This window comes from Rhodococcus yananensis (genome assembly GCF_020515525.1).
GTDB classification, from domain to species: Bacteria; Actinomycetota; Actinomycetes; order Mycobacteriales; family Mycobacteriaceae; genus Rhodococcus; species Rhodococcus yananensis.
Map to the genome: position 1 here is coordinate 15,219 of NZ_JAIYEP010000027.1, position 24,524 is coordinate 39,742.

The following is a 24,524-nucleotide window of genomic DNA, read 5'->3' on the forward strand; positions in this document are numbered from 1 at the left end:
GTACACGCCGGCGGTGCGCTATTGTTCCTCGACCGTGGGGGTCGGTCGTCGTCGGTGACGGCGTTGCAGGGGGGGGAGTCGGATGAGTACCGTGCGGTTCGCTCGGCGGACACGGCGCGATGCGCCGCGTTCACCCGGTGGAGAGGTGAGTCTTCAACCGCCACCGGACATCCCCCGCGCGGCACCGGGAAATCTGCTGACGAAGCTCCTGCCGGTCGTGATGGTCGCGGCGATGGTCGGAATGATGGCGTTGATGTTCACCTCGGGCATGGCACGCAGTCCGATGTCGCTGATCTTCCCGCTGATGATGATGGTGTCGATGGCCGGCATGCTCGCGAACAACGCTCGTGGCGGACCGAAGACCGCGGAAGCGGACGAGGATCGCAAGGACTACCTGCGGTACCTCGACAAGATGCGCCGCGAGGTCGCGGACACCGGTGAGCAGCAGCGCCGAGCCCTGGAATGGTCGAATCCCGACCCCGCACTGTTGTGGACCCTCGTGGGCACCGTCCGGATGTGGGAACGCGGTACCGCCGACCCCGACTTCTGTCATGTGCGGATCGGCGTCGGGACGCAACGGTTGGCGACGCGGTTGATCGCGCCGGAAACCGGTCCGGTGGAGGATCTGGAACCGGTGGCGGCGTCGGCGCTGCGCCGCTTCGTGCGGACACACTCGGTGGTGCCGGACCTCCCGACCGCGGTGTCGCTGCGGAGTTTCCCGTCGATCGCCGTCGACGGTGACCGCGATGTGGCCCGTCACCTCGCGCGCGCCGTGCTGGCGCAGCTGTGCACCTTTCACGGACCGGATCTCGTGCAGGTCGCGGTCGTGTGCGGGCCGGACACCGCAACCGAGTGGGAATGGGTCAAGTGGCTCCCGCACGCCCAGCACGCCGACGTGCACGACGGTGCGGGCACCGTGCGGATGGTGTTCGGGTCGGTCCTGGAACTCGAGACGGTGCTCGCAACCGACCTGTCGAGACGCGGACGGTTCGTGCGGAACTCGCCGGTGGTGGAGGGCACCGCGCATCTCGTGGTCGTCGTGGACGGCGGGGTGGCGGGGTCGGGTTCGGGGTTGCTCGCGGACGGCCTCGACGCGGTCACGGTGCTGGATCTGTCCGGCTTCGCCCCGAGGCTGGCGGCGGTGCACGGACTGCAGTTGGTGGCCGAGGACGGGAAGATCGGTGTGCGCGGGGGGTCGTCGGTGGAGTTCTTCGCCGACACCGATGCGCTGAGCATCCCGCAGGCGCAGACGGTCGCGCGGCGATTGGCGCCCTTCCGCGCACCCACCCAGTTCGCGCTCGACGACGGCAGCGACGACGGGAAGGCCTCGACCTGGCAGGAGCTCCTCGGGCTCGGTGACGTCGGGCAACTCGATCCGGTCCAGATGTGGGCACCGCGACCTGCGCGGGATCGGTTGAGGGTACCGATCGGATACGGGCCGGAGGGTGCACCGATCGAACTCGACCTCAAGGAGGCCGCCGAGAACGGCATGGGCCCCCACGGGTTGTGTATCGGCGCCACCGGTTCGGGCAAATCCGAGTTCCTGCGCACCCTCGTCCTCGGGTTGGTGGCGACGCATTCGCCCGACGCGCTCAACCTCGTTCTCGTCGACTTCAAGGGCGGTGCGACGTTCCTCGGTCTCGAAGGCGTTCCGCACGTCGCCGCGGTCATCACGAACCTGGCCGACGAACTCGCGATGGTCGAGCGCATGAAGGACGCGCTCGAGGGTGAGATGAACCGCCGTCAGGAACTGCTGAGGTCGGCGGGCAACTTCGCGAACGTCGGTGACTACGAGCGTGCCCGGGCGGCGGGTGCGCCGCTGGCGCCGCTGCCGGCGTTGTTCGTGGTCGTCGACGAGTTCTCCGAACTGCTCACCCAGCAGCCGGAATTCGCGGGGCTGTTCACCGCCATCGGGCGTCTCGGGCGCTCGCTGCACATGCATCTGCTGCTCGCCACCCAGCGGATCGACGAGGGCAAACTGCGCGGTGTCGACAGTCACCTCTCGTACCGGATCGCGCTGAAAACCTTCTCGGCGAACGAGTCACGCAGTGTGCTCGGTGTCGCCGACGCATACGGTCTGCCGTCGTCGCCGGGCGCCGGCTACCTCAAATGCGACTCCGCGGAGATCGTGCGATTCGACACCGCGTACGTGTCCGGTCCGTACACGCCGGGACGGTCACCGCGGCGTACCCGTCGGGTGCCGGCCGCGGGGATCCCGTCGCCGCGGGTGTTCACCGCGCGGGTGGTCCCCGCGGACCCCGTGCCGGTGCCGATCCCGGAACCCGAGCCACAGCAGGACACGCCGGAGTCCGAGGGGCGGAGCGTCTTCGACGTCGTCGTGGCCGCACTCCGCGGGCACGGCACACCGGCGCACGAGGTGTGGTTGCCTCCGCTCGACGTGTCACCCCCCGTGGACCGGCTTCTGCCCCGGTCGCTGCTCACCGGCGACGTCCCGGCAGTCGCCTCGCTGCGCAGCGCGATCGGCATCGTGGACCGACCGTACGACCAGCGTCGTGATCCGCTCGTCGTCGACCTCTCCGGAGCGTTGGGCAACGTGGTGGTCGTCGGTGGACCCCAATCCGGTAAGTCGACGTTGCTGCGCACCCTCGTGTTGTCGACGGCGGCGACCCACACCGCGGAGCAGGTGCAGTTCTACTGCCTCGACTTCGGTGGTGGTGCCCTCGCGGGACTCGCCGGCCTGCCACACGTCGGATCGGTCGCGAACCGGCTCGACGCGGACCGGGTCCGGAGGACCGTCGCCGAACTCACCGGCCTGCTGCGTGCCCGCGAACGGCAGTTCGGGGAGTGGGGCATCGAATCGATGGCGCAGTTCCGGCGGTTGCGCGCCGATCCCGCGTCGCCCGTGCACGCGGATCCGTTCGGGGACGTGATCCTCGTCATCGACGGGTGGTCCAGCATCCGTCAGGACTTCGAACCTCTGGAGGAACCGGTCGGTGTGCTGGCCGCGCGGGGGTTGTCGTTCGGGATCCACGTCGTTCTGAGTGCACCGCGGTGGGCCGACGTCAGATCGGCGGTGCGTGACCACCTCGGTACCCGGCTCGAGTTGCGCCTCGGCGATCCCACGGAATCGGAATACGGCAGGAAGAAGGCCGAACTCGTTCCGCAGGGACGCCCGGGCCGCGGTATCGACCGGGACGGACTCCACGTGTTGATCGCGCTGCCGCGGATCGACGGAAGCAGTGCCGTGGACGACCTCGGGGAAGCCGCTGGGGCGGCGGTCGCGGCGATCGGCGCGGCGACACCCGGCCGGCATGCGCCGCCGGTGCGGATGCTGCCGGACCTGATCACCGTGTCCGAACTGGCGACGTTCCCCGGTGGTGGGCCCGCTCCGCGCACCGCGCCCGCCGCGCAGCGACTGACGGTTCCGATCGGGATCAGCGAATCCGAACTCGCGCCGGTGGCAGTGGAGTTCGCGGACAGCCCGCACCTGTTGGTGTTCGGGGACTCCGGGTGCGGCAAGACCTCACTGCTGCGCGGACTGTGCCGGCACCTGATGGCCTCGAACACCGACATGCAGGCCCGCCTGATCGTCGCCGACTACCGGCGCACCCTGCTCGGTGTCGTCGAAGGGGGACACCTCGGTGGGTATGCACCGTCGGCATCGGTGCTGTCCGGGATGGCGACGGAACTGGCGGGGATCTTCGAACGGCGACTGCCCGGCCCCGAGACCACCCAGCAGCAACTGCGGGACCGGAGTTGGTGGACGGGGCCCGAAGTGTTCGTCGTCGTCGACGACTACGATCTGGTCGCGACGTCGGGCCAGAACCCGCTGAGCCCGCTCCTCGACTATCTGCCTCAGGCACGCGACATCGGTCTGCATCTGATCATCGCGCGTCGCTCCGGTGGCGCGGGCCGTGCCCTGTACGAGCCGGTGATCGGCCGGTTGCGGGAGCTCGCCACACCGGGACTGGTGATGAGCGGCAACCGTGACGAAGGGGCGCTCATCGGGTCGGTCCGGCCGGGCCCCATGCCGCCGGGGCGTGGAACTCTCGTGCGGCGCAACGGTACCGAGCTGATCCAGACCGCATGGTCGCCGCTGCAGTGACCGGTGACGTGCTGGCGATGTGCGTCGGTCCGGACGCGGTGTGGGCGCGGCGCGGGACGGAGACGGTGCGTGTGCCGGCGGTCGCGACAGCGCTCGGTGGGGACCGGCTGTACGGGGAGTCCGCGGCGGCGGTGGCCGCGACGAGCGCCGCGGAAGCGGTCTTCGACCGTGCCGGTGACGATGTCCGCATGCAGACCGGACTGCTGCGGTACGTCGCCGCCGTCACCGGAGCCGCGTGCGACACCGGCACCGTCGTGGTGGTGCACCCGAGCGGATGGAGTCCCCGGCGCCGCGAGATGCTGTGCACGGCGGCGCGGCACATCGCGCGCAACGCCGAACTGGTGCCCGTCGCGGTCGCGGCCGGGCAGGTGGTCGAGGTCGCCGACTCCGAACGGTGCGTCGTGCTCGAGGTCGCGCCGCGCGGCGTCACCGCGGTGGCGCTCGCGGCGGGTCGGGGCGGCGAACCCGCCCTCGGCAGGCTCGCCCGCGTGCCCGATCTCGGCGCCGACGACGTCGACACCGACGCCGGGTTCGATGCCGTCGACGCGCTGGTCGGTTCCGTGTCCGGGCCGATCGATCCGGACGTCGTCATCGTCACCGGGGTCCCCGGAGAACCCGCCGGGGTCGGCCTGTGCGGCCGGATCCGTGACCGGATCGGACGGGGGATCCGGGTCGTACCGGTCGCGGCAGGTGAGATCCTCGCGGCGATCGGTGACGCCCCCGACGGTCGAGAGCCCACGACTGCGTCTGCGCCGGTTCCCGCCGCGGAGTCGACGGCCCACTGGCTCCGGGACGTGCGTGATCCGGCGCCGGAACCGTCCCGGTGGCGGCACGCCGGCGGGTGGGCGGTCGCTGCCGCCGGCCTCGCCGCCGCTGCCGTCGTCGCGTGGTTCGTCGTCGTGGTCGCGGTGCCGGTCGGTGACACGGTCGCGCACGGGAGTGCCGACCGGAGCGACGGCACCGCGCCCCCGCCCGGCGACGCAGCGCGGCAGACGGCACCGGGCGTCGCTCGCGGCGCCGATTCGTCGGTGACCCTCGATCTGGGCGGCATCCGCGTCGATCTGCCGTCGCGGTGGCGGGTCCGCGACCTCCGCTCGGTGGGGGCCGCGCGCGTGGAACTGCTGCCCGATTCGGGCCCGGATCGACGGATCGTCGTCGTGCACAGCCGACTTGCCGACGGGATCGACACCGCTGCCGTCGCCGCGACGCTCGCGGAGCGTGCCGTCGAGCGCGGCGACGTCATCCGCGACCTCGACGCCGCGACCACGTTCGGGGATCGTCCCGTCATCGCGTACACCGAAGTGCCCGACGAGTACTCGATGGTCCGGTGGTCGGTGATCGTCGAGGACGGTGTGCAGGTCGCGATCGGATGCCAGTACCTCGTCGACGAGTGGACGGGAATCCGGAGCGAATGCGAACAGGCCGTCCACACGGCGGTGGTCGTGCCGTGAGCAGTCCCGCGGGAGCGAACACACGAGGGTTCGGCGGACTCCGGAGATTTCTCCGGATCCGGATGGAACCGATCCTGCACCTGGTGCGTCCAAACAAGTGCAGGACGGATCGGGACGCACAGACCCGATGAAGTCGCAACGATGAACGAATTCGAGAGGAGTGGACGATGATCAACGACAGCTCGGACCCGTCGGCAGGGGGTGGCTCCAACGGAGGCCAGGTGACGGTCGACGTCACGGTCATGGAGACGGTCGCCGCGCAGCTCGACGGCTCCCGCGAAGAGTTCGAGGACACCAAGACGGCGCTGGTCAAGGCGCTCGCCGATGCGCAGCACGCGTGGCGGCACGACGCGGCGGTGACGTTCAACGACGTCATCGTGCGGTGGACCGTGCACAGCGGGAAGCTCACCGAGGCGCTCGACGACATCAGCCGAGCGATCCGCACCGGTGGCCAGTCGTACGACGACACCGCGACGGAGGCCTCGACGATGATCGGCCGCGCCGCGGACGCCAGCGGGTACCTCAACGGCGGGGGCTGGTGACCGCCTCACCCGTGACCGCCCCACCCGGTATCAGGGTGCCCACTCCGGTTACGAACCGGAGATCCACGAACGACGAGGAGATGAGACGATGGGAAACGGCCGCGAGATCTACCACAACTACGGTGAGGTCGACGACCTGGCGACGAGGCTGACCACGCTGAAGGTGGCCATGGACTCCACACTCGACCGGGTCAAGGCCCAGGCCGATGCCCTCTACGCCACCTGGAGCAGCACGGCCCAGGAGGAGTACGCGGTCACGCAGGCCGAATGGAACCGGGCCAGGACGGGCCTCGATCAGGTGCTCGCGGACGTGAGCGCAGCGGTCCGTTCGGGTAACGAGGGCTTCCAGAACACCGACGACACCGTCCGGCGTCGGATGTCGAGCATCCGCTGATCACGGATCCCGCAGCGCCTCCGGCCCGGTGAGTCGCGGGGAGGGCTCGCCGTGCAACGTCCCGGTGGTGGAGAGGCCACCGGGACGTTGTGCGTGCTCCGGATCGTTTTGACCCTCGCGTCCCGAGCCGGGTATCGTGGACCACTGGCGTGTCGCGCGCCGTCACGTCCTCGTGCGTGACGGACATCGTCTCCCGGGTCCCAACTGGCCGCCGGGGACGACCATCGGACGGCACGTGGGCCAGCAGCGAAACGATAGACGAGGAAGATCTGTGTCTACGTACACACCGAAGGCCGGCGACGTGACCCATCAGTGGCACGTCATCGACGCCACCGACGTGGTGCTCGGCCGCCTCGCGGTGCAGGCGGCGAACCTGCTCCGCGGCAAGCACAAGCCCACCTTTGCCCCGCACGTCGACGGTGGCGACTTCGTCGTCATCATCAACGCCGACAAGGTTGCCGTCTCCGGCAACAAGCGGACCGACAAGTTCCTCTACACCCACTCGGGTCACCCGGGTGGTCTGCGTGCCCGCTCGGTCGGTGAGGTTCTCGAGAAGAACCCCGATCGTCTCGTGGAGAAGGCCGTCACCGGCATGCTCCCGAAGAACAAGCTGGGCCGCGCCATCGCGAAGAAGCTGAAGGTCTACGCGGGCCCGAACCACCCCCACGCCGCGCAGCAGCCGGTGCCGTTCGAGATCAAGCAGGTGGCCCAGTGACGGCGCCGGAGGAGCAGAACGTGAATCCCGAAGAGTACGCGGACAACGTCGAGGTCGCCGCGGACGAGTACGTCGTCGAGGAGGTCGCTGCGGCTCAGGTCGCGCCGATCGTCATCGATCGTCCCGTCCAGACCGTCGGCCGCCGCAAGGAGGCCGTCGCGCGTGTCCGTCTCGTGCCCGGCACCGGACAGTTCGTGCTCAACGGCCGCACCATCGAGGACTACTTCCCGAACAAGGTGCACCAGCAGCTCGTGAAGTCGCCGCTGGTGACCGTCGAGCGCACGGAGTCGTTCGACATCCACGCGCGTCTGCACGGTGGCGGACCGTCGGGTCAGGCAGGCGCGCTGCGCCTGGCCATCGCCCGCGCGCTGACCGAGGTCACCCCCGAGGATCGTCCGGCGCTCAAGCGTGCCGGTTTCCTCACGCGTGACCCGCGTGCGACCGAGCGCAAGAAGTACGGCCTGAAGAAGGCCCGCAAGGCACCTCAGTACTCGAAGCGCTGATGTGTCGCCGATGCCGACTGTGTCGGTGTCGGCACCTGCGCGAGCACGAGAGCAGGCGTCGGTAGCGAAATCTACCGGCGCCTGCTCTCGTGTATGTGCGGCACCCGTCGTCACGGTGGTGACGGGCGGCGGACGTGCGCCGGCGAGGTCGTGCGGGTAGGAAGTGTGACGTCGGCGGGGGCCGGCGACAGAGGGGGATGCAGGCGGGGAGACTTGTCATCGGCGGTGGTGGCCGCATTCGACGTGAAGGACGTGTACATGGGTCGGTTGTTCGGCACGGACGGTGTTCGCGGATTGGCGAACGGGGATCTGACGGTGGAGTTGGCGGTGCGCCTGGCGGGTGCCGCAGCGACCGTCCTGACGACGGACGTCGACGGCCGCAGACCCGTCGCGGTCGTCGGCCGTGATCCGCGGGCGAGCGGTGAGATGCTCGAGGCCGCCGTGACCGCCGGCCTGACGTCGTCGGGAGTCGACGTGGTGTCGGTGGGCGTGCTGCCCACCCCCGCCGTCGCCCACCTGACCGGGGTCTACGGTGCCGACCTGGGAGTGATGATCTCGGCGTCGCACAACCCCATGCCGGACAACGGAATCAAAATTTTCGCCGCGGGTGGTCACAAACTGGACGACACAGTGGAGGACCGCATCGAGGAGGTGCTGCAGGGCACCGGCGGCCTCACTCGCCCCACCGGCGCGGGCATCGGCCGCACCCGCGTGGCAGCGGACGCGATCGACCGGTACCTCGACCACCTCGCATCGGCGACCGCCGCGCCGCTGACCGGGCTCACCGTCGTCGTCGACTGCGCGCACGGAGCGGCATCGCGGGTCGCGCCGGCCGCGTACGAGGCGGCGGGCGCGACGGTGATCGCGATCAACGCCGACCCCGACGGACTGAACATCAACGACGAGTGCGGGTCGACGCACACCGAGGCGTTGCAGAAGGCCGTGCTCGAGCACGGCGCCGATCTCGGGCTCGCCCACGACGGCGACGCCGATCGGTGCCTGGCCGTCGATGCGTCGGGTGCTCTGGTCGACGGAGACGCGATCATGGCGGTGCTCGCCGTCGGGATGCGTGAGAGCGGCAGCCTCCACCGGAACACCCTCGTCGCGACGGTCATGAGCAACCTCGGACTGCATCTGGCGATGCGGGAGGCCGAGATCGACATCGTCACCGTCGGTGTCGGCGACCGCTACGTTCTCGAGGAGTTGAGGCGCGGTCGGTTCAGCCTCGGCGGTGAGCAGTCCGGGCACATCGTCTTCCCGGGCCACGGCACGACCGGTGACGGCGTCCTCACCGGCCTGCGACTCATGGAGAGGATGGCGACGACCGGCATCGCCCTGTCCGACCTGGCCGCGGTGATGCGTTCGTTGCCGCAGGTGCTGGTGAACGTGCCCGTCAGCGACAAGGCGACCGTCGCGGCGAGCCCCGCGGTCGCGCTGGCCGTCGAGGAGGCCGAACGTGAACTCGGCGGAGCCGGGCGGGTGCTGCTGCGTCCGTCCGGAACGGAGCAACTCGTGCGGGTGATGGTCGAAGCCGCCGACGACACCTGTGCACGCGCCCTCGCCGATCGTCTCGCGACCGTCGTCGCGGGGGTCTGAGCCGCCGCCGCGTGCCCACCGTCGCCCCGATCACCGGAATCCGGGCGGCGAGGGAACCGATCGCCTCCGTGCTGCGTCCAAGTCTGTGACGGTATCCACGACATGTGAGGGGCGGACATGACGCGATCGGGGAGAACACGACCGGACGGAACGCACGCGGAGGAGGTCCGGTTCGACGGCCCGGCGGTCTGTGCCGTCGCAGCGTGCCTGTCGTCCTCCGCGATCGCCGCGGAGGACGACACGCGAGCTCTCGGCACGGTGGAGTTCGGTGAGCACACGGTCGGCGTGCGGTACCGCACGCACGGATCCGCGATCGAACTCGGATATCTGGCGTTGCGGAGGTCCCTGGAGGAGTGGGCGGCCGGGGCGGAGATGCTGTCCGGCAGATTGGTCGCGGCCGGCTCCGACTACGCGCGGGCCGTCGACACCGCGGCCGAGGCGTTCGGGGCCGCAGGCGAACGGTGGATCCCGTGACTGTCCCCGATCGGTTGCTCGACGACGGAGCCCCGGGGTTGGAGTTCTTCGCGGCCTACCTGCCGTGTGTGCACAGGCTGGGGCGCGCCGGTCACATCTCGGTCGAGTTCCTGCGCGAACGCTACGACGAGCAGCGCGGCCTGGACACGGACGCACTCGCTGCGGATGTGCCCGTGCTGACGAGGTTGGCCGGCCGCCTCACAACGGTCGTCGACGAGCAGGCGCGCGGTGCCCGGTCCCTCGGTGAGGCATGGACCGGTGGTGTCGGTGCGGTCGCCCACCGGGACGTTGCGGACACGGTGCTGCGTGGGGAGTCGCTGACCGCGGCTGTGGGTGCCGTCGCCGCGGCGACGGCGGCCGCAGCCGACGGCATCGTCGCTGCGGTGGCCGAGAAATCCCGCGGCACGGCGGAGTTCACGGGGGCGACCGTCGACGGCCGGTCCGCCGCCGACGTCGACCTCATCATCTCGGGTGCCGAAGGGGTCGCCGACACCACGCACACCGGGACGCTCGCCCGGTGGTGTGCCGAATCAGGTGCGCCACCGGGCGGCACCGACACGGTGGAGGACTGGTGCCGATCGTGGCTTCGGGGGGTGTTCGAGCCGCAGTTCGAGGCGGCGCTCGACCGGTTCGTCGCGTTGTGCGACACCGCGGACGCCGCGGTGGTGGACCTTCTCGACGGGATGGTCCGCGCCTTCGGGGAGGTCGGCGAGCGATCGAACGATTCCGTACCGGCCGCGGATCCGAACCGGCCGCCGAACGCGACACTGCTCGGCGCACCGGAGCGATTCGGGGTACCCGCACCGGCCGCGGCGGTGGCTGCGGCGCGGGATCTCGTCGACGCCGGTCACGGACTGGCGGAGGCGGTGACGGGTCTCGCCGCGGCGGTCACCGACCTCGCTGCCGCGGCAGTACACGCCACAGCCGAGGGTATCGAGGCACTCGGGCCGGCCGAGGGTGCAGGGGCCGTCGGGCCGGCCGAGGGGCACGAGACCGCGGGGTCGGTGGACCGGCGCGGACCGGTCGGGGCCGAGCCGCCGACCGGCGGGGCCGTCGACGGCGGACCGCAGACGGAGCCGGAGCGGTCGTCGTCGGAGCCGGCATCCTCGGGTGAGGACACGGTGCCGAGAGGGTCCGTGGCGGTGCCCGAGGGGTCTGCGTCCGAGGGACATGTGCCCGCAGGCACCGCGACGGCGGAACCAGGCCACGCGGATGCCGCCCACCCGACGGTGCCCGATCCCGATCCCGAACCCGACGATGGTGTCGTGTTGGCGGAAGCCGGACCGTTGTGAGACTCCTAGCGGCTGAGAGTCTTCGTCAATCGGGTGCCGAAGTCGTCGTCGATCGATTCGAGATCGAGCATCGGTGACGACCCGGGGAACACCGTCTCGGGATCGGAGAAGTCCGCGTACGCCTTGTCGCCGGTGAGCCGGTGCAGCAGAAACCCGGTGAGCAGAGCCCTCGTACGTTGCTGGGTGCGGCGTTCGGCGCCACCGAATCCGAGTGCGCCGAGCAGACGACGTCCCTCGACCATCCCCTCGTCGTCGGCGTCGTCCACCATGCGGAGCGATGCGTCGCCGCCCCACGCGCGGGTGACGGCGACGGCGTCGCTGGTCATCGACCCCAGACTCTTCTCACCGACGAGGACGAGACCGGGCGCGTCGATGCGTGCGGCCGCCGCCGATGCGGGCGGGGACGTCGGTGAGGGGTACAGGGCAGCGACGGCCGCGACCTCCCGTCGCGCTGCGGCGAGCACGGCCGCGCCGGCCCCCATGCCGTGCCCCACGAGAGCGAGGCGATGTGAGTGCACGCTGATACGGCCGGTGCCGAGACGCACACCGGTGCACACGTCGAGCGCGGTGAGCAGATCGGCGGACAATCCGATCGCCGACGGAACCGGGCCGCGTTCGGTGTCGGGTGCGGCCACCACGATGCCCCAGGACGCGAGATGCTCGAACAACCCCGAATAGCGGGCGACGCCGGTCAGCCACCCGTGACCGAACGCCACGGCGGGCAGGTCGAAGCCCTCCGCGGGGGTGTGGACCACACCCGGGAGCCCGGCGAGCGCCAGGTCGCCTCGCAGCACGGTGTGCGGGCCGCGCAGGGTGAGCTTCTTGGCCAGGGATTTGGGGTTCGCCGCCACGGCGTGAACGTTAGCCGATCCCCGCCGGGGGCGGGCGGGGGAGTGCGGGGCGCGCCGCGGCGATCACGCGTTCCCACGGGTGCCGGTGAGTTGCCTACCACGCGTGGGCGGCAAGTACCCTGCTAACCATGTGCGGAATCGTGGGGTATGTCGGGCATCGCAGTGCTCTCGACGTCGTGGTGGAGGCGCTGCGGCGGATGGAGTACCGCGGGTACGACTCGGCCGGTATCGCCGTGCTCGACGGTGCGGGCGGGCTCGCAGTCGAACGCAAGGCCGGCCGGTTGGCGAACCTGGAGGCCGAACTCGACGAGGTCGGCCGGGAACGTTTCGCGGGCACCGCCGGGATGGGGCACACCCGCTGGGCCACCCACGGCCGGCCCACCGACCGCAACGCACATCCGCACCGTGACTCGAGTGGCCGCGTCGCCGTCGTACACAACGGAATCATCGAGAACTTCGCGCCGCTACGCGTCGAACTCGAGAAGGCCGGGACCGATCTGGTGTCCGACACCGACACCGAGGTGGCCGTGCATCTCGTCGCCCGCGCCTACTCCGAGGGACCGACCGCGGGCGACTTCGTCGAGAGCGTGCGCGGTGTGCTGCGTCGACTCGAGGGTGCATTCACTCTGGTGTTCACCCACGCCGATCACCCGGGCACGATCGTCGCGGCCCGCCGTTCGACGCCGCTCGTCGTCGGTGTCGGAGACGGCGAGATGTTCGTGGCCTCGGACGTCGCGGCGTTCATCGAGTTCACGCGCAACGCGGTCGAACTGGACCAGGATCAGGTCGTGGTGATCACGAAGGACTCCTACGAGGTCACCGACTTCGACGGCAACACCGGTGTGCCGACGCGGCCGTTCACGATCGACTGGGATCTCGCCGCCGCCGAGAAGGGCGGTCACGACTATTTCATGCTCAAGGAGATCGAGGAGCAGCCCGCCGCGGTCGCCGACACGCTGCGCGGCCATTTCGTCGACGGCCGGATCGTCCTCGACGAACAGCGCCTGTCCGATCAGGAACTCCGCGACATCGACAAGGTGTTCGTGGTCGCGTGTGGCAGTTCGTATCATTCCGGGCTGGTCGCCAAGTACGCGATCGAGCACTGGACGAGACTTCCCGTCGAGGTGGAACTCGCATCCGAGTTCCGTTACCGGGATCCGGTGCTCGACCGGTCGACGCTGGTCGTCGCGATCTCCCAGTCCGGGGAGACCGCCGACACCCTCGAGGCGGTCCGTCACGCCAAGGACCAGAAGGCCCGGGTGCTCGCGGTGTGCAACACCAACGGTGCTCAGATTCCCCGTGAGGCGGACGCGGTGCTCTACACCCGAACCGGCCCCGAGATCGGGGTTGCCTCCACGAAAGCGTTCCTCGCGCAGATGGCGGCCAATCTGCTGGTCGGGTTGGCGTTGGCGCAGGCCCGCGGTACCAAGTATCCCGACGAGGTGGCCCGCGAGTACGAGGATCTCGCCGCGATGCCCGACAAGATCGAACGGCTGCTCACCGGAATGGACCCGGTCCGCGCCCTCGCCCGGTCGCTCGCGTCGTCGCCGGCCGTCCTGTTCCTGGGGCGTCACGTCGGCTATCCCGTCGCGCTCGAAGGCGCACTCAAGCTCAAGGAACTCGCCTACATGCACGCCGAGGGTTTCGCGGCGGGAGAACTGAAGCACGGGCCGATCGCGTTGATCGAGGACGGACTGCCGGTGATCGTGGTGATGCCGTCTCCGAAGGGCCGCGCCGTGCTGCACAGCAAACTCCTGAGCAACATCCGCGAGATCCAGGCGCGCGGTGCCGTCACCGTCGTCATCGCCGAGGAGGGGGACGAGACGGTGCGGCCGTTCGCCGATCATCTCGTCGAGATCCCCAGCTCGCCGTCGCTGCTGCAACCGTTGCTGTCGACGGTGCCGCTGCAGGTGTTCGCCGCGGAGGTCGCGCAGCAACGCGGCTACGACGTCGACAAGCCGCGGAACCTCGCGAAGTCGGTCACGGTCGAATAGGAACGGCGACCGCGCGACGGCACTCGCGCGGGAACAGGCGGGAGGCCCGATGCGCAGCTACCACCGGTCCGACCGGGTCCGCGCCGCGGAGGCACCACTGCTCGCGGCGTTGCCCGACGGCACCCTCATGCGCCGCGCGGCGTACGGACTGGCGCGGGTGGTCGCGACGGAACTGGCCGCCCGCACCGGCGCGGTCGCGGGTCGGCGGGTGAGCCTGCTCGTCGGATCCGGCGACAACGGCGGCGACGCGTTGTGGGCGGGCGTGTTCCTCCGTCGACGCGGTGTCGCTGTCACCGCGCTGCTGCTCGATCCCGACCGGGCGCATCCCGCAGGTCTCGCGGCACTGCGTGCGGCAGGGGGACGGGTGCGAACAGCGACCGCCGGGAACCTCGGTGATCCCGACCTCGTGCTCGACGGCATCGTCGGGATCTCCGGCCGCGGCGCCCTGCGTCCCGCGGCGGCCGCGATCGTCGACGAGATCACCGCGCCGATCGTCGCGGTGGACACCCCGAGCGGTGTCGACCCGGACACCGGTGCCGTCGACGGCCCCGCGGTCACCGCGACCGTGACCGTCGCCTTCGGGGCTCTCAAACCGGTCCACGCGCTCGCCGCGGCGCGCTGCGGACGCATCGAGCTCGTCGACATCGGCCTCGACCTGCGGGAATCGGATCTGGTCGCCGCCGAACCCGCCGAGATCGGCGCGATCTGGCCGACCCCCGGCCCCGACGACGACAAGTACAGTCAGGGCGTCGTCGGTGTCGTCGCGGGCAGCGCCACCTACCCGGGGGCGGGTGTGCTCTGCACCGGCGCCGCGGTCGCGGCGACGTCCGGCATGGTGCGGTACGCGGGAACGGCTGCGGCGGAGGTGCTCGCTCGTCACCCCGAGGTGGTGGCCGCGACCTCGTTCGCCGCGGCCGGTCGCGCCCAGGCGTGGGTCGTCGGGCCCGGCGGGGGCACCGATCCGGCCGCAGCCCGAACCCTCGCCGCGGTGCTCGCCACGGACCTGCCCGTCCTCGTCGACGCCGACGGTCTGTCGCTGCTCGCCCGCGATCCCTCGCCGGTCCGCGGTCGCAGCGCTCCGACGCTGCTCACACCGCATGCCGGCGAATTCGCGCGCCTGACCGGGCGAGCGCCGGGACCCGACCGGCTCGCCGCGGTGCGGCAACTCGCCGCGGATTGGGGGGTGCACGTGCTGCTCAAGGGCCGCGCGACCCTGATCGCCCGCCCGGACGGCCACGTGTTCGTCAACGATGCCGGCGGATCCTGGGCGTCGACGGCCGGTGCCGGTGATCTGCTGGCGGGCATCGTGGGCGCGTTGATGTCCTCGGGGATGCCGGTGGATCTCGCGGCTGCGGCGGGGGCACGGGCGCACGCACTCGCGGCGAATCTCGCCGCACACGACGGTAACGCGGCAGCCCCGGTATCGGCGAGCGCGATCCTCGCGCAGCTCCGCGCCGCCGTCCGGGCACTGCGTGCCCACGGATCCTGATCGGTTCCCAGGAGCCTGCCTGTCCTGACGAGACACCGGGTGCCGCATCTCGTCGACGGTGACCACCGTCCCGGTATGCCCGAATCGTGACCGGACACACCCCACCACCTCGTCCGCGCCGCTGGGCGCGGTGGCAGGATCGATTCACGTGACCACCGTCCAACGCACCGAGAACCAGTCCCGCCGCTCCCTTCCCCAGGCAGAGGCGGTGATCGATCTGGATGCGGTCGCCGACAACGTCCGCCGTCTCCGCGAGTACGCAGGTGATGCCGCGGTGATGGCCGTGGTCAAGGCGGACGCCTACAACCACGGTGCGGTCCCGGTCGCGCGCGCGGCCGTCGCCGCCGGCGCCCGCGAACTCGGTGTGACGACCCTCTCCGAGGCCCTGACCCTGCGGGCAGCGGGCATCGACGTGCCCGTGCTGTCGTGGTTGCACACCGTCGACGCCGACTTCGCACCGGCGATCGCCGCGGGCGTCGAACTCGGTGTGTCGTCACCGCGGCATCTCGCCGCGATCGTCGACGCGGCGAGGCAGGTCGGAACCACCGCGACGGTCAGCGCGAAGATCGACACGGGTCTGAACCGCAACGGGCTCGCACCCGACGAATGGCCGGTGTTCCTGCGCGAGCTGGGCCGGGCACAGGCGGAAGGCGCGGTGCGGTTGCGCGGTGCCTTCTCGCACCTCGCGCGCGCCGATGAACTCGGCCACCCGGAGACCGACGCGCAACGCGACCGGTTCGTCGAGGCGGTGGCCGATCTGCGTCGCAACGGCACAGCACCGGAGATCGTCCACATCGCGAATTCCGCGGCCACCCTCACCCGCCCTGACCTGCGATTCGACATGGTTCGCCCCGGAATCGCGATGTACGGGTTGACGCCGATCCCGGAAGAGGGCGATTTCGGATTCCGGCCGGCGATGACATTGCGGACGAGGGTGATTCTGGTGAAGAAGGTGACGGCAGGTTCCGGAGTGTCGTACGGGCACCGTTGGACGGCCCCGCGCGACACCGTGGTCGCGTTGCTGCCCATGGGATACGCGGACGGGATCCGTCGCAACCTCAGCGGCCGCATCGAGGTGCAGTTGGGTGGACGTCGCCGCCCCCAGGTCGGTCGGATCTGCATGGACCAGGTGGTCGTCGATCTCGGACCGGACGGTGACGGAGTAAAGGAGGGCGACGAAGCGTTGTTCTTCGGTGACGGTCGCCGCGGCGAACCCGGCGCCCAGGACTGGGCGGACCTGCTCGACACGATCAACTACGAGGTCGTCACCGGGATCGGAGGACGGACCGTACGCACGTATGTCGGCGGAGAAGGAGGCGAGTTGCGATGACGATCCTCGGCCGGATGGGCATGCTGGGCACGAGCCTGATGACACTGGCGTCCTCCGCCGGGCTGTACGCGGTGCGCAGCGCCGGGATGCCGCCGGTGGAGCGCTACGTCGACGAGGATTTCGACGACATCCTGCGCCTACCCGTCCGCACGGTCCTCACCGACGACGGCGTACCGCTGACCGTCCGCGAATCCGGGCCGCGGACCGCGCCCCTGACCGTGATCTTCGTTCACGGCTACTGCCTGCGCATGCAGTCCTGGCACCTGCAGTACCGGCACCTGGTGGAACGCTGGGGTGGCGACGTGCGCACGGTGTTCTACGACCAGCGGGGGCACGGCGAATCCGGGATGCCCCGCTCCGCGTCGTGCACGATCGCGCAACTGGGCCGCGACCTGGGCCGGGTCGTGGACGAGACCGCGCCGCGCGGCCCCGTCGTCGTGGTCGGCCATTCGATGGGCGGGATGACCTCGATCGCGCTCGCTGCGCAGCGCCCCGATCTCTTCGACTCGCGGATCGTCGGCGTCGGGCTGTTGTCGACGACCGCGGCGGGACTCAGCCGCACCGGAATCGGCCGCAACCTCGACAACCCCGTCATCGATGCGTTCCGGTTCGCGGCACGCACGGCCCCCGGATTCGTGCAGTCCGCGCGGGGCATGGCCCGCGCCGTCGTGTCGCCGATCCTGCGGGCGGCGTCCTACGGCACCGTGGTCAGTCCCCGCCTCGTCGACCTGTCGAATCGCATGCTCGACGAGACATCCGTACTCACCATCGTGAACTTCCTGCGCACACTCGAGCTGCACGACGAGTCGGCCGCACTACCGGTGCTGGGGACGGTGCCCACACTGGTGCTGTGCGGTGACGCCGACATGGTCATTCCGTTCTCGAGCTCGGAAGAACTCGCCGCGGCGTTGCCCGGATGCGAGTTGAAGGCGGTGCGCGGTGCCGGGCACCTCGTGCAGTTCGAGTTCCCCGAGGTGGTCGACCGCGCGATCGACCGGCTCATCCAGCGCGGTTTCGCACACGACGTAGCGACGAGGCGGGCGGCCATTGTCTGACGACCGGCACATCGAACTCCCCACCGTCGAGGACACCGAGGCGTTCGGTCGGCAACTCGCGGCAGACCTGCGGGCCGGCGACCTCGTCGTGCTCGACGGGCCGCTCGGCGCCGGCAAGACGGCGTTGACCCGCGGGATCGCCGCGGGTCTGGGTGTGCTGGGCAGGGTGACGTCCCCGACGTTCGTGATCGCCCGCGAGCACCGGCCCGGCGTCCGGGAGGGATCGGAGCCCGTCGGGCTGGTGCACGTCGACGCGTACCGCCTCGGACACGGCCCGAACGCGCTCGACGAACTCGACGCGCTCGACCTCGACACCGATCTGACCGCGGCGGTCGTCGTCGTCGAGTGGGGCGAAGGACTCGTCGAGACCCTCACCGATCGCCACCTGCGGGTGCGCCTGCGCCGCGATCCCGAGTCCGACGTGCGCCGGGCGGACTGGGCCTGGATCGGCTGATCCCGGGGCGCGGAGTACCCTGGTACATCGTGCTCGTGCTCGCCGTCGATACCTCCACGCCCGTCGTGACCTCCGGTCTCGTCCGACTCGACGTCGCAGGGGGCGCCGAGGGGCGCTCCGGCCTCGACACGGTGGCCGCGCGCGTCACCGACAACCCGCGGGCCCACGCCGAGGTCCTCACCCCGCAGATCCTCGAGTGCCTCGCCGAGGCCGGATGCGGCCCCGCCGATCTCGACGCCGTCGTCGTGGGGGTGGGTCCCGGACCGTTCACCGGACTGCGCGTGGGGATGGCGACCGCCGCGGCGTTCGGCGATGCCCTGGGTGTGCCGGTGCACGGAGTGTGCAGCCTCGATGCGATCGCCGCCGACGTGCGCGCCGCCGCGCCCGACGACGCGAACCTGCTCGTCGTCACGGATGCCCGGCGGCGCGAGGTGTACTTCGCCCGTTACGTCGGCGACATCCGCGTCGAGGGACCGGACGTGCGCAGACCCGCCGACGTTCCCGCGGCGCCGTCGACGCGGGTCGCGGGATCACCCGTGCATGCCGCGCTGTTCGAGCTTCCGTCCGTCGCAGTGCACACCCCCACCCCCGCGGGGCTCGTGGAGGTGGCCGCCGATGCGCTGCGTTCCGGTGTCGCGCCCGATCCGCTCGTGCCCCTGTACCTGCGCCGCCCGGATGCGGTCGAGACCGCGGATCGTCGCAGGTGAACGTGCATCTCACCGCGCTTCGGGCCGACGACGCCGACAGGTGCGCCGAGCTCGAACGGGTGCTCTTCCCCGGCGACGACCCGTGGAGTGCCGATGCCTTCCGGTCGGAGCTGGCGTCGCCGCACAACCACTACGTCGCTGCCCGTGACGAGGCGGGCACGCTGGTCGGATACGCGGGACTCGCGCGTCTGGGTACGGGTATCGATCCGGAGTCCGAGGTCCACACGATCGGTGTCGACCCGGCGGTGCGGCGCCGGGGTGTCGGCGGAATGCTGCTGGGCGAGTTGCTGAGCGTTGCGGACCGGTGGGGTGGACCGGTGTTCCTCGAGGTGCGCACCGACAACGACGCGGCGATCGGTCTCTATCGGCGAGAGGGTTTCGAGATCGTCGGAACCAGGAAGCGTTACTACCAGCCGAGCGGGGCGGATGCATTCACGATGCGCCGCCCGGATCGGCGAGAGGAGCCACGGCCGTGAACGCTGCGCCCATCGTGATGGGTATCGAGAGTTCGTGCGACGAGACGGGTGTCGGGATCGTCCGCCGGCTCGAGGACGGCTCCCTGGAACTGCTCGCCGACGAGGTGGCATCGAGCGTCGACGAACACGCCCGGTTCGGTGGGGTGGTCCCCGAGATCGCGTCGCGTGCGCATCTCGAGGCGATGGTGCCGACGATGCGCCGCGCACTGGCGTCCGCGGGAGTCGACAAGCCGGACGCCGTGTGTGTGACGATCGGTCCGGGTCTCGCCGGGGCGCTGCTCGTCGGGACGGCAGCCGCCAAGGCGTACGCCGCGGCCTGGGACGTTCCGTTCTACGCGATCAATCATCTGGCGGGGCACGTCGCGGTCGACACCCTCGAGCACGGACCGATGCCGCCGTGTGTGGCGCTGCTGGTCTCCGGTGGGCACACGCACCTGCTGCACGTCGAGGACATCGGCGGTCCGATCGTCGAACTCGGTACCACCGTCGACGACGCCGCCGGTGAGGCGTTCGACAAGGTTGCGCGTCTGCTCGGCCTGGGATACCCGGGTGGGCCGGAGATCGACCGTATCGCGCGGGAGGGGGACCGCACCGCGGTGGTGTTCCCGCGGGGGATGACGGGGCCGCGCGACGCCCGCCACGACTTCTCGTTCTCGGGCCTGAAGACTGCCGTGGCACGCTTCGTCGAGGCCCGCGAGCGGGCGGGGGAACCGGTGTCCGTCGCGGACGTGGCCGCCGGGTTCCAGGAAGCGGTCGCCGACGTGCTCACGATGAAGGCGGTGCGCGCGGCCCGCGATCTCGGTGTTCGGACGTTGGTTCTCGGCGGTGGCGCGACCGCGAATTCGCGGCTGCGTGAACTCGCCGAGGAACGGTGCGCCGAGGCGGGGATCACGCTGCGGGTGCCCCGCCGCCGGTTGTGCACCGACAACGGGGTGATGATCGCGGCCCTCGGAGCACACCTCATCGCGGGTGGGGCGCAGCCGTCACCGCTCACGGCGGGAACGGATCCCGGGCTGCCGGTGTCGATTCCGCAGGTGATCTGACCGGGGTCGGATCAACTTCCGTCGGCGGGTGCCGTCATGAGCGGCGGCTCGGCGGGAGCCGGCGACGACACCGCCGATCCGATCGTGGACGGTGCCGCACTCGGTGCCGCACTGGGTTCAGGGCTCGGTGAGGCAGTCGATTGCGGGGGTGCGATCTCGTTTCCGCCGGAGGAGTCCGGTGTGGTCGTCGCCGGGGGAGTCGTTTCGGGTTCGGTGGACGGATCCGGTGGTCCGGTCGGCTCCGGTTCGTCGGTCGGGTCGGGTTCGTCGGTCGGGTCGGGTTCGTCGGTCGGGTCCGTCGTCGGCGGGGGCCACGGCAGGTTGGTGAGGTCGGGCAGCGTCGGCTGCGTGGTCGACGATCCGTCCGGGGTGGACGATCCGGGATGGGGCCGGTGGTCCGTGGATTCGTCGACGTGCCCGGGTGTGGCCGGCACAGACAGGTCGGGCGTCGGAACCTGGTCGATCGGTGTCGGCGTCACCGTGGTGCGCGGGGTGGACCCGGTCGGCTCGGCAGTGGTGGTCGTCGTGGCCGGTGGCGGCATGGGCGTGCCGTCGAGGGAGTCGTCTCCGGTCTCGGTGGTGGCGACCGACTGCGGGTCGCCCGTCGGGATCCGGGTCGCCGTCGAGGATGCCGGATCCGGGGGATCTCCGGTGTCGACCGCGCCGCTCGTTCCCGCCGGGGCGACGGGCGTGACGGTGGTGTGCTGGGTGAGTCGTTCGGTCGCGAACCCGGCGAGGACGGCGCCGAGGACCAGGACGGTCGCGACCGCGCCGGACATCCGGCCGCCGGCGGTTCCCGTGCGAGGACGTGTCGAGCCGACGACGTATCCACCGAACCGGGCGGAACCGAGGTGCGGTGATTCGCAGAGCAGTGCCGCACCCTGGGCTGCGGCCGCAGCGGGTTCGGGGACGGTGACGACGGAGCCGTCGAAACCGTCGGTGAGCGCATCGGCGATCGAGGGGACGGCGGAGGCCCCGCCGACCAGCGCGAGGACAGACGGTCGGGGCGCTGCGTCGTCGCAGATCCGGCGGGCGAACGCGGCGGCGGTGTCGCCCAGGTCGGCCGTCAGATCCGCCACATCGGCCCGGGTGAGGGTGATGTGGGTGTCCGGTCCGCCCTCCACGATGTCGATGCGGGCGCTGTCGCCGGTGGTGAGAACCTCCTGGGCGCCCTGGCAGCGTGACGCGAGCAGGTCGGGATCGACGGGCATGCGCGTGCGCATACCGTCGGCGATGCCGCGGACGTGGTCGTAGATGCGTGCGCCGACGGCGTCGCCGCCGACTGCGTCGGTGCGCGAGGATCGCAGCACGGCGCCGCTGGATCGTTCGACGACGGAGACGGTGGTACCCGACGCTCCGACGTCGGCGATGGCCACGGTTCCGGCGTCGGCGCGCACCCCGACGGTGTGCAGGTAGGCGAGGACGGCGGTCGTCTCGGGCACCAACCGGACGAGGCGGCCCTTCCTCTGGGCCGCGCGGCGCACGGACTCGGCGTGTTCCTCGGTCCGGTAGGCCACCGTGATCGAGTCGGGGGTCCGGTCGCCGCCGACCTGGGTCGCCATCAGGTCGATGGCATCGAACACGAGATCGCCGGTCCTGCGGTGTTGATCGGGGTCGAGGGCGAGCCGGCGGTACTCGGACGTATGACCGGTGGGGGTCTCCGCGAGCAGGGCTGCGCCGACGCCCGAGGCGCCGACGGAGATACCCAGCGATGTTCGCATCGTTCACCTCCCGTGCGTGGGCCCGGTGACGTCGGGACGGCGCTGTCGCGACCCCGAGGTCACCGAATGGTCACGCTCTCGGTTTCCGTTATTGAACCGTAACATAGCGGCCCCGATCCGTGCTTTCCGTGTGTCAGCACCCGCAGCTCTTGAGCGCTGGCACTCGCATGTATAGAGTGCTAGTGACGCCGAACGCCGGCCCGGCACCCGCGACGACGGGACCGCGTGCGGAGTCACCGTGGTGACTGAACAACCCAGAGTCCGAGGACGACGAGAGCCTCGGACCCGAGAACCCCTGAAAGTGGAGGGCTCATCGTGGCGAGCGTGAACATCAAGCCGCTCGAGGACAAGATCCTCGTCCAGGCCAACGAGGCCGAGACGACGACTGCCTCCGGCCTGGTCATCCCGGATACGGCGAAGGAAAAGCCCCAGGAGGGCACCGTCGTCGCCGTCGGCCCGGGCCGCTGGGACGAGGATGGCGACAAGCGCATCCCGCTGGACGTCAAGGAAGGCGACGTCGTCATCTACAGCAAGTACGGCGGAACCGAGATCAAGTACGCCGGCGAGGAGTACCTGATCCTGTCGGCTCGCGACGTCCTGGCTGTCGTCGCCAAGTAGGCCGTAACCGTTCCGCCCCGGAGTTCCGACACGGACCCGGGGCGGAATGCGTTCGGCAACACCCGAGTCCAGGAGTAGTCGGAGAACATGTCCAAGCAAATCGAGTTCAACGAGACCGCACGTCGCGCCCTCGAACGCGGTGTCGACCAGCTCGCCGACGCCGTCAAGGTCACCCTCGGCCCCCGCGGGCGCCACGTGGTTCTCGCCAAGGCGTTCGGCGGACCCACCGTCACCAACGACGGTGTGAGCATCGCGCGTGAGATCGAGCTGGAGGATCCGTTCGAGAATCTCGGTGCGCAGCTGGTCAAGAGCGTCGCCACCAAGACCAACGACGTCGCCGGTGACGGCACCACCACCGCCACGGTGCTCGCCCAGGCCATCGTCAAGGGCGGACTGAAGAACGTCGCAGCCGGTGCCAACCCGATCGCGCTCGGCGTCGGTATCGCCAAGGGTGCCGAGGTCGTCTCCGAGGCGTTGCGCACCGCCGCGACCCCCGTCGAGGGCAAGACCGCGATCGCGCAGGTCGCGACCGTGTCCTCGCGCGACGAGGAGATCGGCGAGATGGTGGGCGAGGCACTCACCGTCGTCGGGGAGAACGGTGTCGTCACGATCGAGGAGTCCTCGACCCTGCACACCGAGCTCGCGGTCACCGAGGGTGTCCAGTTCGACAAGGGCTACCTGTCGCCCTACTTCGTGACCGACGTCGACTCGCAGGAAGCCGTCCTCGAGGACGCGCAGGTCCTGCTGTACCGCGAGAAGATCAGCTCGCTGCCCGACTTCCTCCCGCTGCTCGAGAAGATCGCCGAGTCGGGCAAGCCCGTCCTCATCATCGCCGAGGACATCGAGGGCGAGCCCCTCTCGACGCTCGTGGTCAACGCCGTCCGGAAGACGCTCAAGGCCGTCGCGGTCAAGGCGCCGTTCTTCGGTGACCGCCGCAAGGCGTTCCTCGAGGACCTGGCCGTGGTCACCTCGGGCACGTTGATCAACTCGGATCTGGGGCTCAGCCTCAAGGAAGCGGGACTCGACCTGCTCGGCTCCGCGCGCCGGGTCGTCGTCACCAAGGACACCACGACGATCGTCGACGGTGCCGGCACCGTCGAGGACATCGAGGCGCGCGCCGCGCAGCTGCGTCGGGAGATCGAGGCGACCGATTCCGACTGGGATCGGGAGAAGCTCGAGGAACGGCTGGCCAAGCTCGCCGGCGGCGTCGCCGTCATCCGGGTCGGTGCGGCCACCGAGACGGACCTGAAGGAACGCAAGTTCCGGGTGGAGGACGCCGTGAGTGCCGCGAAGGCGGCTGTCGAGGAAGGCATCGTCCCCGGCGGCGGTTCCGCCCTCGTCCAGGCCTCGCGTGCCCTCGCGGACCTCGAGTCGTCGCTGTCGGGTGACGAGGCGACCGGTGTGGCCGTGCTGCGCACGGCGCTCACCGCGCCGCTGTACTGGATCGCGACCAACGCGGGTCTCGACGGCTCCGTCGTCGTCGACAAGGTCGGCGACGCGCCCCAGGGGCAGGGCTTCAACGCCGCGACCCTCACCTACGGCGATCTGGTCGCCGAGGGTGTCGTCGACCCGGTCAAGGTCACGCGGTCGGCCGTCGTGAACGCCGCGTCCGTCGCGCGCATGGTGCTCACCACCGAGAGCGCCGTCGTGGACAAGCCGGAAGAGGACGACGACGCCGCGCACGGCCACGGACACGCCCACTAGGGATGTGCCACCCCCGGTGGGCACAGCACCTCCGGGGGTGCACGAAGCC

The 24,524-nt window shown here is 70.6% G+C and carries 21 protein-coding genes; 19 read left to right on the forward strand and 2 right to left on the reverse strand.

The window, feature by feature from the left end; all coding sequences use genetic code 11:
• Positions 1–82: 82 nt before the first annotated feature.
• The 9 genes from eccCa (at position 83) to LDQ05_RS09065 (ending at position 11,033) form a co-directional block, all read left to right on the forward strand.
• The gene (eccCa, locus tag LDQ05_RS09025) at positions 83–4,066 is read left to right on the forward strand and encodes a type VII secretion protein EccCa (RefSeq protein WP_226436580.1); all 3,984 of its coding nucleotides are present in this window, start codon (positions 83–85) and stop codon (positions 4,064–4,066) included.
• A complete protein-coding gene (locus LDQ05_RS09030; protein WP_226436581.1) occupies positions 4,048–5,517 on the forward strand; it encodes a type VII secretion-associated protein in 1,470 nt (489 codons plus the stop codon). Before eccCa ends, LDQ05_RS09030 begins: the two co-directional genes overlap by 19 nt.
• 167 nt (positions 5,518–5,684) lie before the next feature.
• Positions 5,685–6,059 (forward strand): WXG100 family type VII secretion target, encoded by a 375-nt coding sequence (locus tag LDQ05_RS09035; protein WP_226436582.1) that lies wholly within the window; start codon positions 5,685–5,687, stop codon positions 6,057–6,059.
• Between the two features lie 88 nt (positions 6,060–6,147).
• Positions 6,148–6,453 carry a WXG100 family type VII secretion target gene (locus LDQ05_RS09040; RefSeq protein WP_226436583.1) on the forward strand — a complete coding sequence of 102 codons (306 nt, stop codon included), beginning with the start codon at positions 6,148–6,150 and terminating at the stop codon, positions 6,451–6,453.
• Between the two features lie 271 nt (positions 6,454–6,724).
• Positions 6,725–7,168: a 50S ribosomal protein L13 gene (gene rplM, locus LDQ05_RS09045; protein ID WP_226436584.1), complete on the forward strand. Its 444-nt coding sequence runs from the start codon at positions 6,725–6,727 to the stop codon at positions 7,166–7,168.
• The gene (gene rpsI / locus LDQ05_RS09050) at positions 7,165–7,671 is read left to right on the forward strand and encodes a 30S ribosomal protein S9 (protein WP_226436585.1); all 507 of its coding nucleotides are present in this window, start codon (positions 7,165–7,167) and stop codon (positions 7,669–7,671) included. Before rplM ends, rpsI begins: the two co-directional genes overlap by 4 nt.
• Positions 7,672–7,929: 258 nt before the next feature.
• Positions 7,930–9,267, forward strand: coding sequence for a phosphoglucosamine mutase (glmM, locus tag LDQ05_RS09055; protein ID WP_226436610.1), 1,338 nt, complete (start codon positions 7,930–7,932; stop codon positions 9,265–9,267).
• 117 nt (positions 9,268–9,384) lie between these two features.
• Positions 9,385–9,741 (forward strand): hypothetical protein, encoded by a 357-nt coding sequence (locus LDQ05_RS09060; protein WP_226436586.1) that lies wholly within the window; start codon positions 9,385–9,387, stop codon positions 9,739–9,741.
• Positions 9,738–11,033 (forward strand): hypothetical protein, encoded by a 1,296-nt coding sequence (locus LDQ05_RS09065; protein WP_226436588.1) that lies wholly within the window; start codon positions 9,738–9,740, stop codon positions 11,031–11,033. Before LDQ05_RS09060 ends, LDQ05_RS09065 begins: the two co-directional genes overlap by 4 nt.
• Before the next feature lie 5 nt (positions 11,034–11,038).
• Here LDQ05_RS09065 and LDQ05_RS09070 read toward each other — a convergent pair whose 3' ends face one another.
• Complete coding sequence (locus LDQ05_RS09070) at positions 11,039–11,884, reverse strand: dienelactone hydrolase family protein (protein WP_226436589.1); 846 nt, start codon at positions 11,882–11,884, stop codon at positions 11,039–11,041.
• A 128-nt stretch (positions 11,885–12,012) separates the two neighbouring features.
• Here LDQ05_RS09070 and glmS point away from each other — a divergent pair, with 128 nt between their 5' ends.
• From glmS to tsaD, 8 genes are all read left to right on the forward strand, one after another.
• Positions 12,013–13,878 carry a glutamine--fructose-6-phosphate transaminase (isomerizing) gene (gene glmS, locus LDQ05_RS09075; protein ID WP_226436590.1) on the forward strand — a complete coding sequence of 622 codons (1,866 nt, stop codon included), beginning with the start codon at positions 12,013–12,015 and terminating at the stop codon, positions 13,876–13,878.
• A 49-nt stretch (positions 13,879–13,927) separates the two neighbouring features.
• Positions 13,928–15,367: an NAD(P)H-hydrate dehydratase gene (locus LDQ05_RS09080; RefSeq protein WP_226436591.1), complete on the forward strand. Its 1,440-nt coding sequence runs from the start codon at positions 13,928–13,930 to the stop codon at positions 15,365–15,367.
• A 148-nt stretch (positions 15,368–15,515) separates the two neighbouring features.
• On the forward strand, positions 15,516–16,697 hold the full coding sequence (alr, locus tag LDQ05_RS09085) for an alanine racemase (RefSeq protein ID WP_226436593.1): 1,182 nt from the start codon (positions 15,516–15,518) through the stop codon (positions 16,695–16,697).
• Positions 16,694–17,752 (forward strand): alpha/beta fold hydrolase, encoded by a 1,059-nt coding sequence (locus tag LDQ05_RS09090; protein ID WP_226436594.1) that lies wholly within the window; start codon positions 16,694–16,696, stop codon positions 17,750–17,752. The genes alr and LDQ05_RS09090 overlap by 4 nt, the downstream gene beginning before the upstream one ends.
• The gene (tsaE, locus tag LDQ05_RS09095; RefSeq protein ID WP_226436595.1) at positions 17,745–18,206 is read left to right on the forward strand and encodes a tRNA (adenosine(37)-N6)-threonylcarbamoyltransferase complex ATPase subunit type 1 TsaE; all 462 of its coding nucleotides are present in this window, start codon (positions 17,745–17,747) and stop codon (positions 18,204–18,206) included. Before LDQ05_RS09090 ends, tsaE begins: the two co-directional genes overlap by 8 nt.
• A gap of 29 nt (positions 18,207–18,235) precedes the next feature.
• On the forward strand, positions 18,236–18,913 hold the full coding sequence (gene tsaB / locus LDQ05_RS09100) for a tRNA (adenosine(37)-N6)-threonylcarbamoyltransferase complex dimerization subunit type 1 TsaB (RefSeq protein ID WP_226436596.1): 678 nt from the start codon (positions 18,236–18,238) through the stop codon (positions 18,911–18,913).
• Positions 18,910–19,389, forward strand: a complete 480-nt coding sequence (gene rimI, locus LDQ05_RS09105; RefSeq protein ID WP_226436597.1) for a ribosomal protein S18-alanine N-acetyltransferase — start codon at positions 18,910–18,912, stop codon at positions 19,387–19,389. Before tsaB ends, rimI begins: the two co-directional genes overlap by 4 nt.
• A gap of 17 nt (positions 19,390–19,406) precedes the next feature.
• Positions 19,407–20,432, forward strand: a complete 1,026-nt coding sequence (gene tsaD / locus LDQ05_RS09110) for a tRNA (adenosine(37)-N6)-threonylcarbamoyltransferase complex transferase subunit TsaD (RefSeq protein WP_226436611.1) — start codon at positions 19,407–19,409, stop codon at positions 20,430–20,432.
• Positions 20,433–20,443: 11 nt separating this feature from the next.
• On the opposite strand, the gene LDQ05_RS09115 is transcribed toward tsaD, so the two are convergent.
• Positions 20,444–22,153, reverse strand: a complete 1,710-nt coding sequence (locus LDQ05_RS09115) for an Hsp70 family protein (RefSeq protein WP_226436598.1) — start codon at positions 22,151–22,153, stop codon at positions 20,444–20,446.
• A gap of 315 nt (positions 22,154–22,468) precedes the next feature.
• Between LDQ05_RS09115 and groES the strand changes: the two genes are divergently transcribed.
• Both groES and groL read left to right on the forward strand, forming a co-directional pair.
• Positions 22,469–22,771: a co-chaperone GroES gene (gene groES / locus LDQ05_RS09120; RefSeq protein WP_006550071.1), complete on the forward strand. Its 303-nt coding sequence runs from the start codon at positions 22,469–22,471 to the stop codon at positions 22,769–22,771.
• Positions 22,772–22,858: 87 nt separating this feature from the next.
• Positions 22,859–24,475: a chaperonin GroEL gene (gene groL, locus LDQ05_RS09125; protein ID WP_226436599.1), complete on the forward strand. Its 1,617-nt coding sequence runs from the start codon at positions 22,859–22,861 to the stop codon at positions 24,473–24,475.
• The last annotated feature ends 49 nt before the right edge of the window (positions 24,476–24,524 follow it).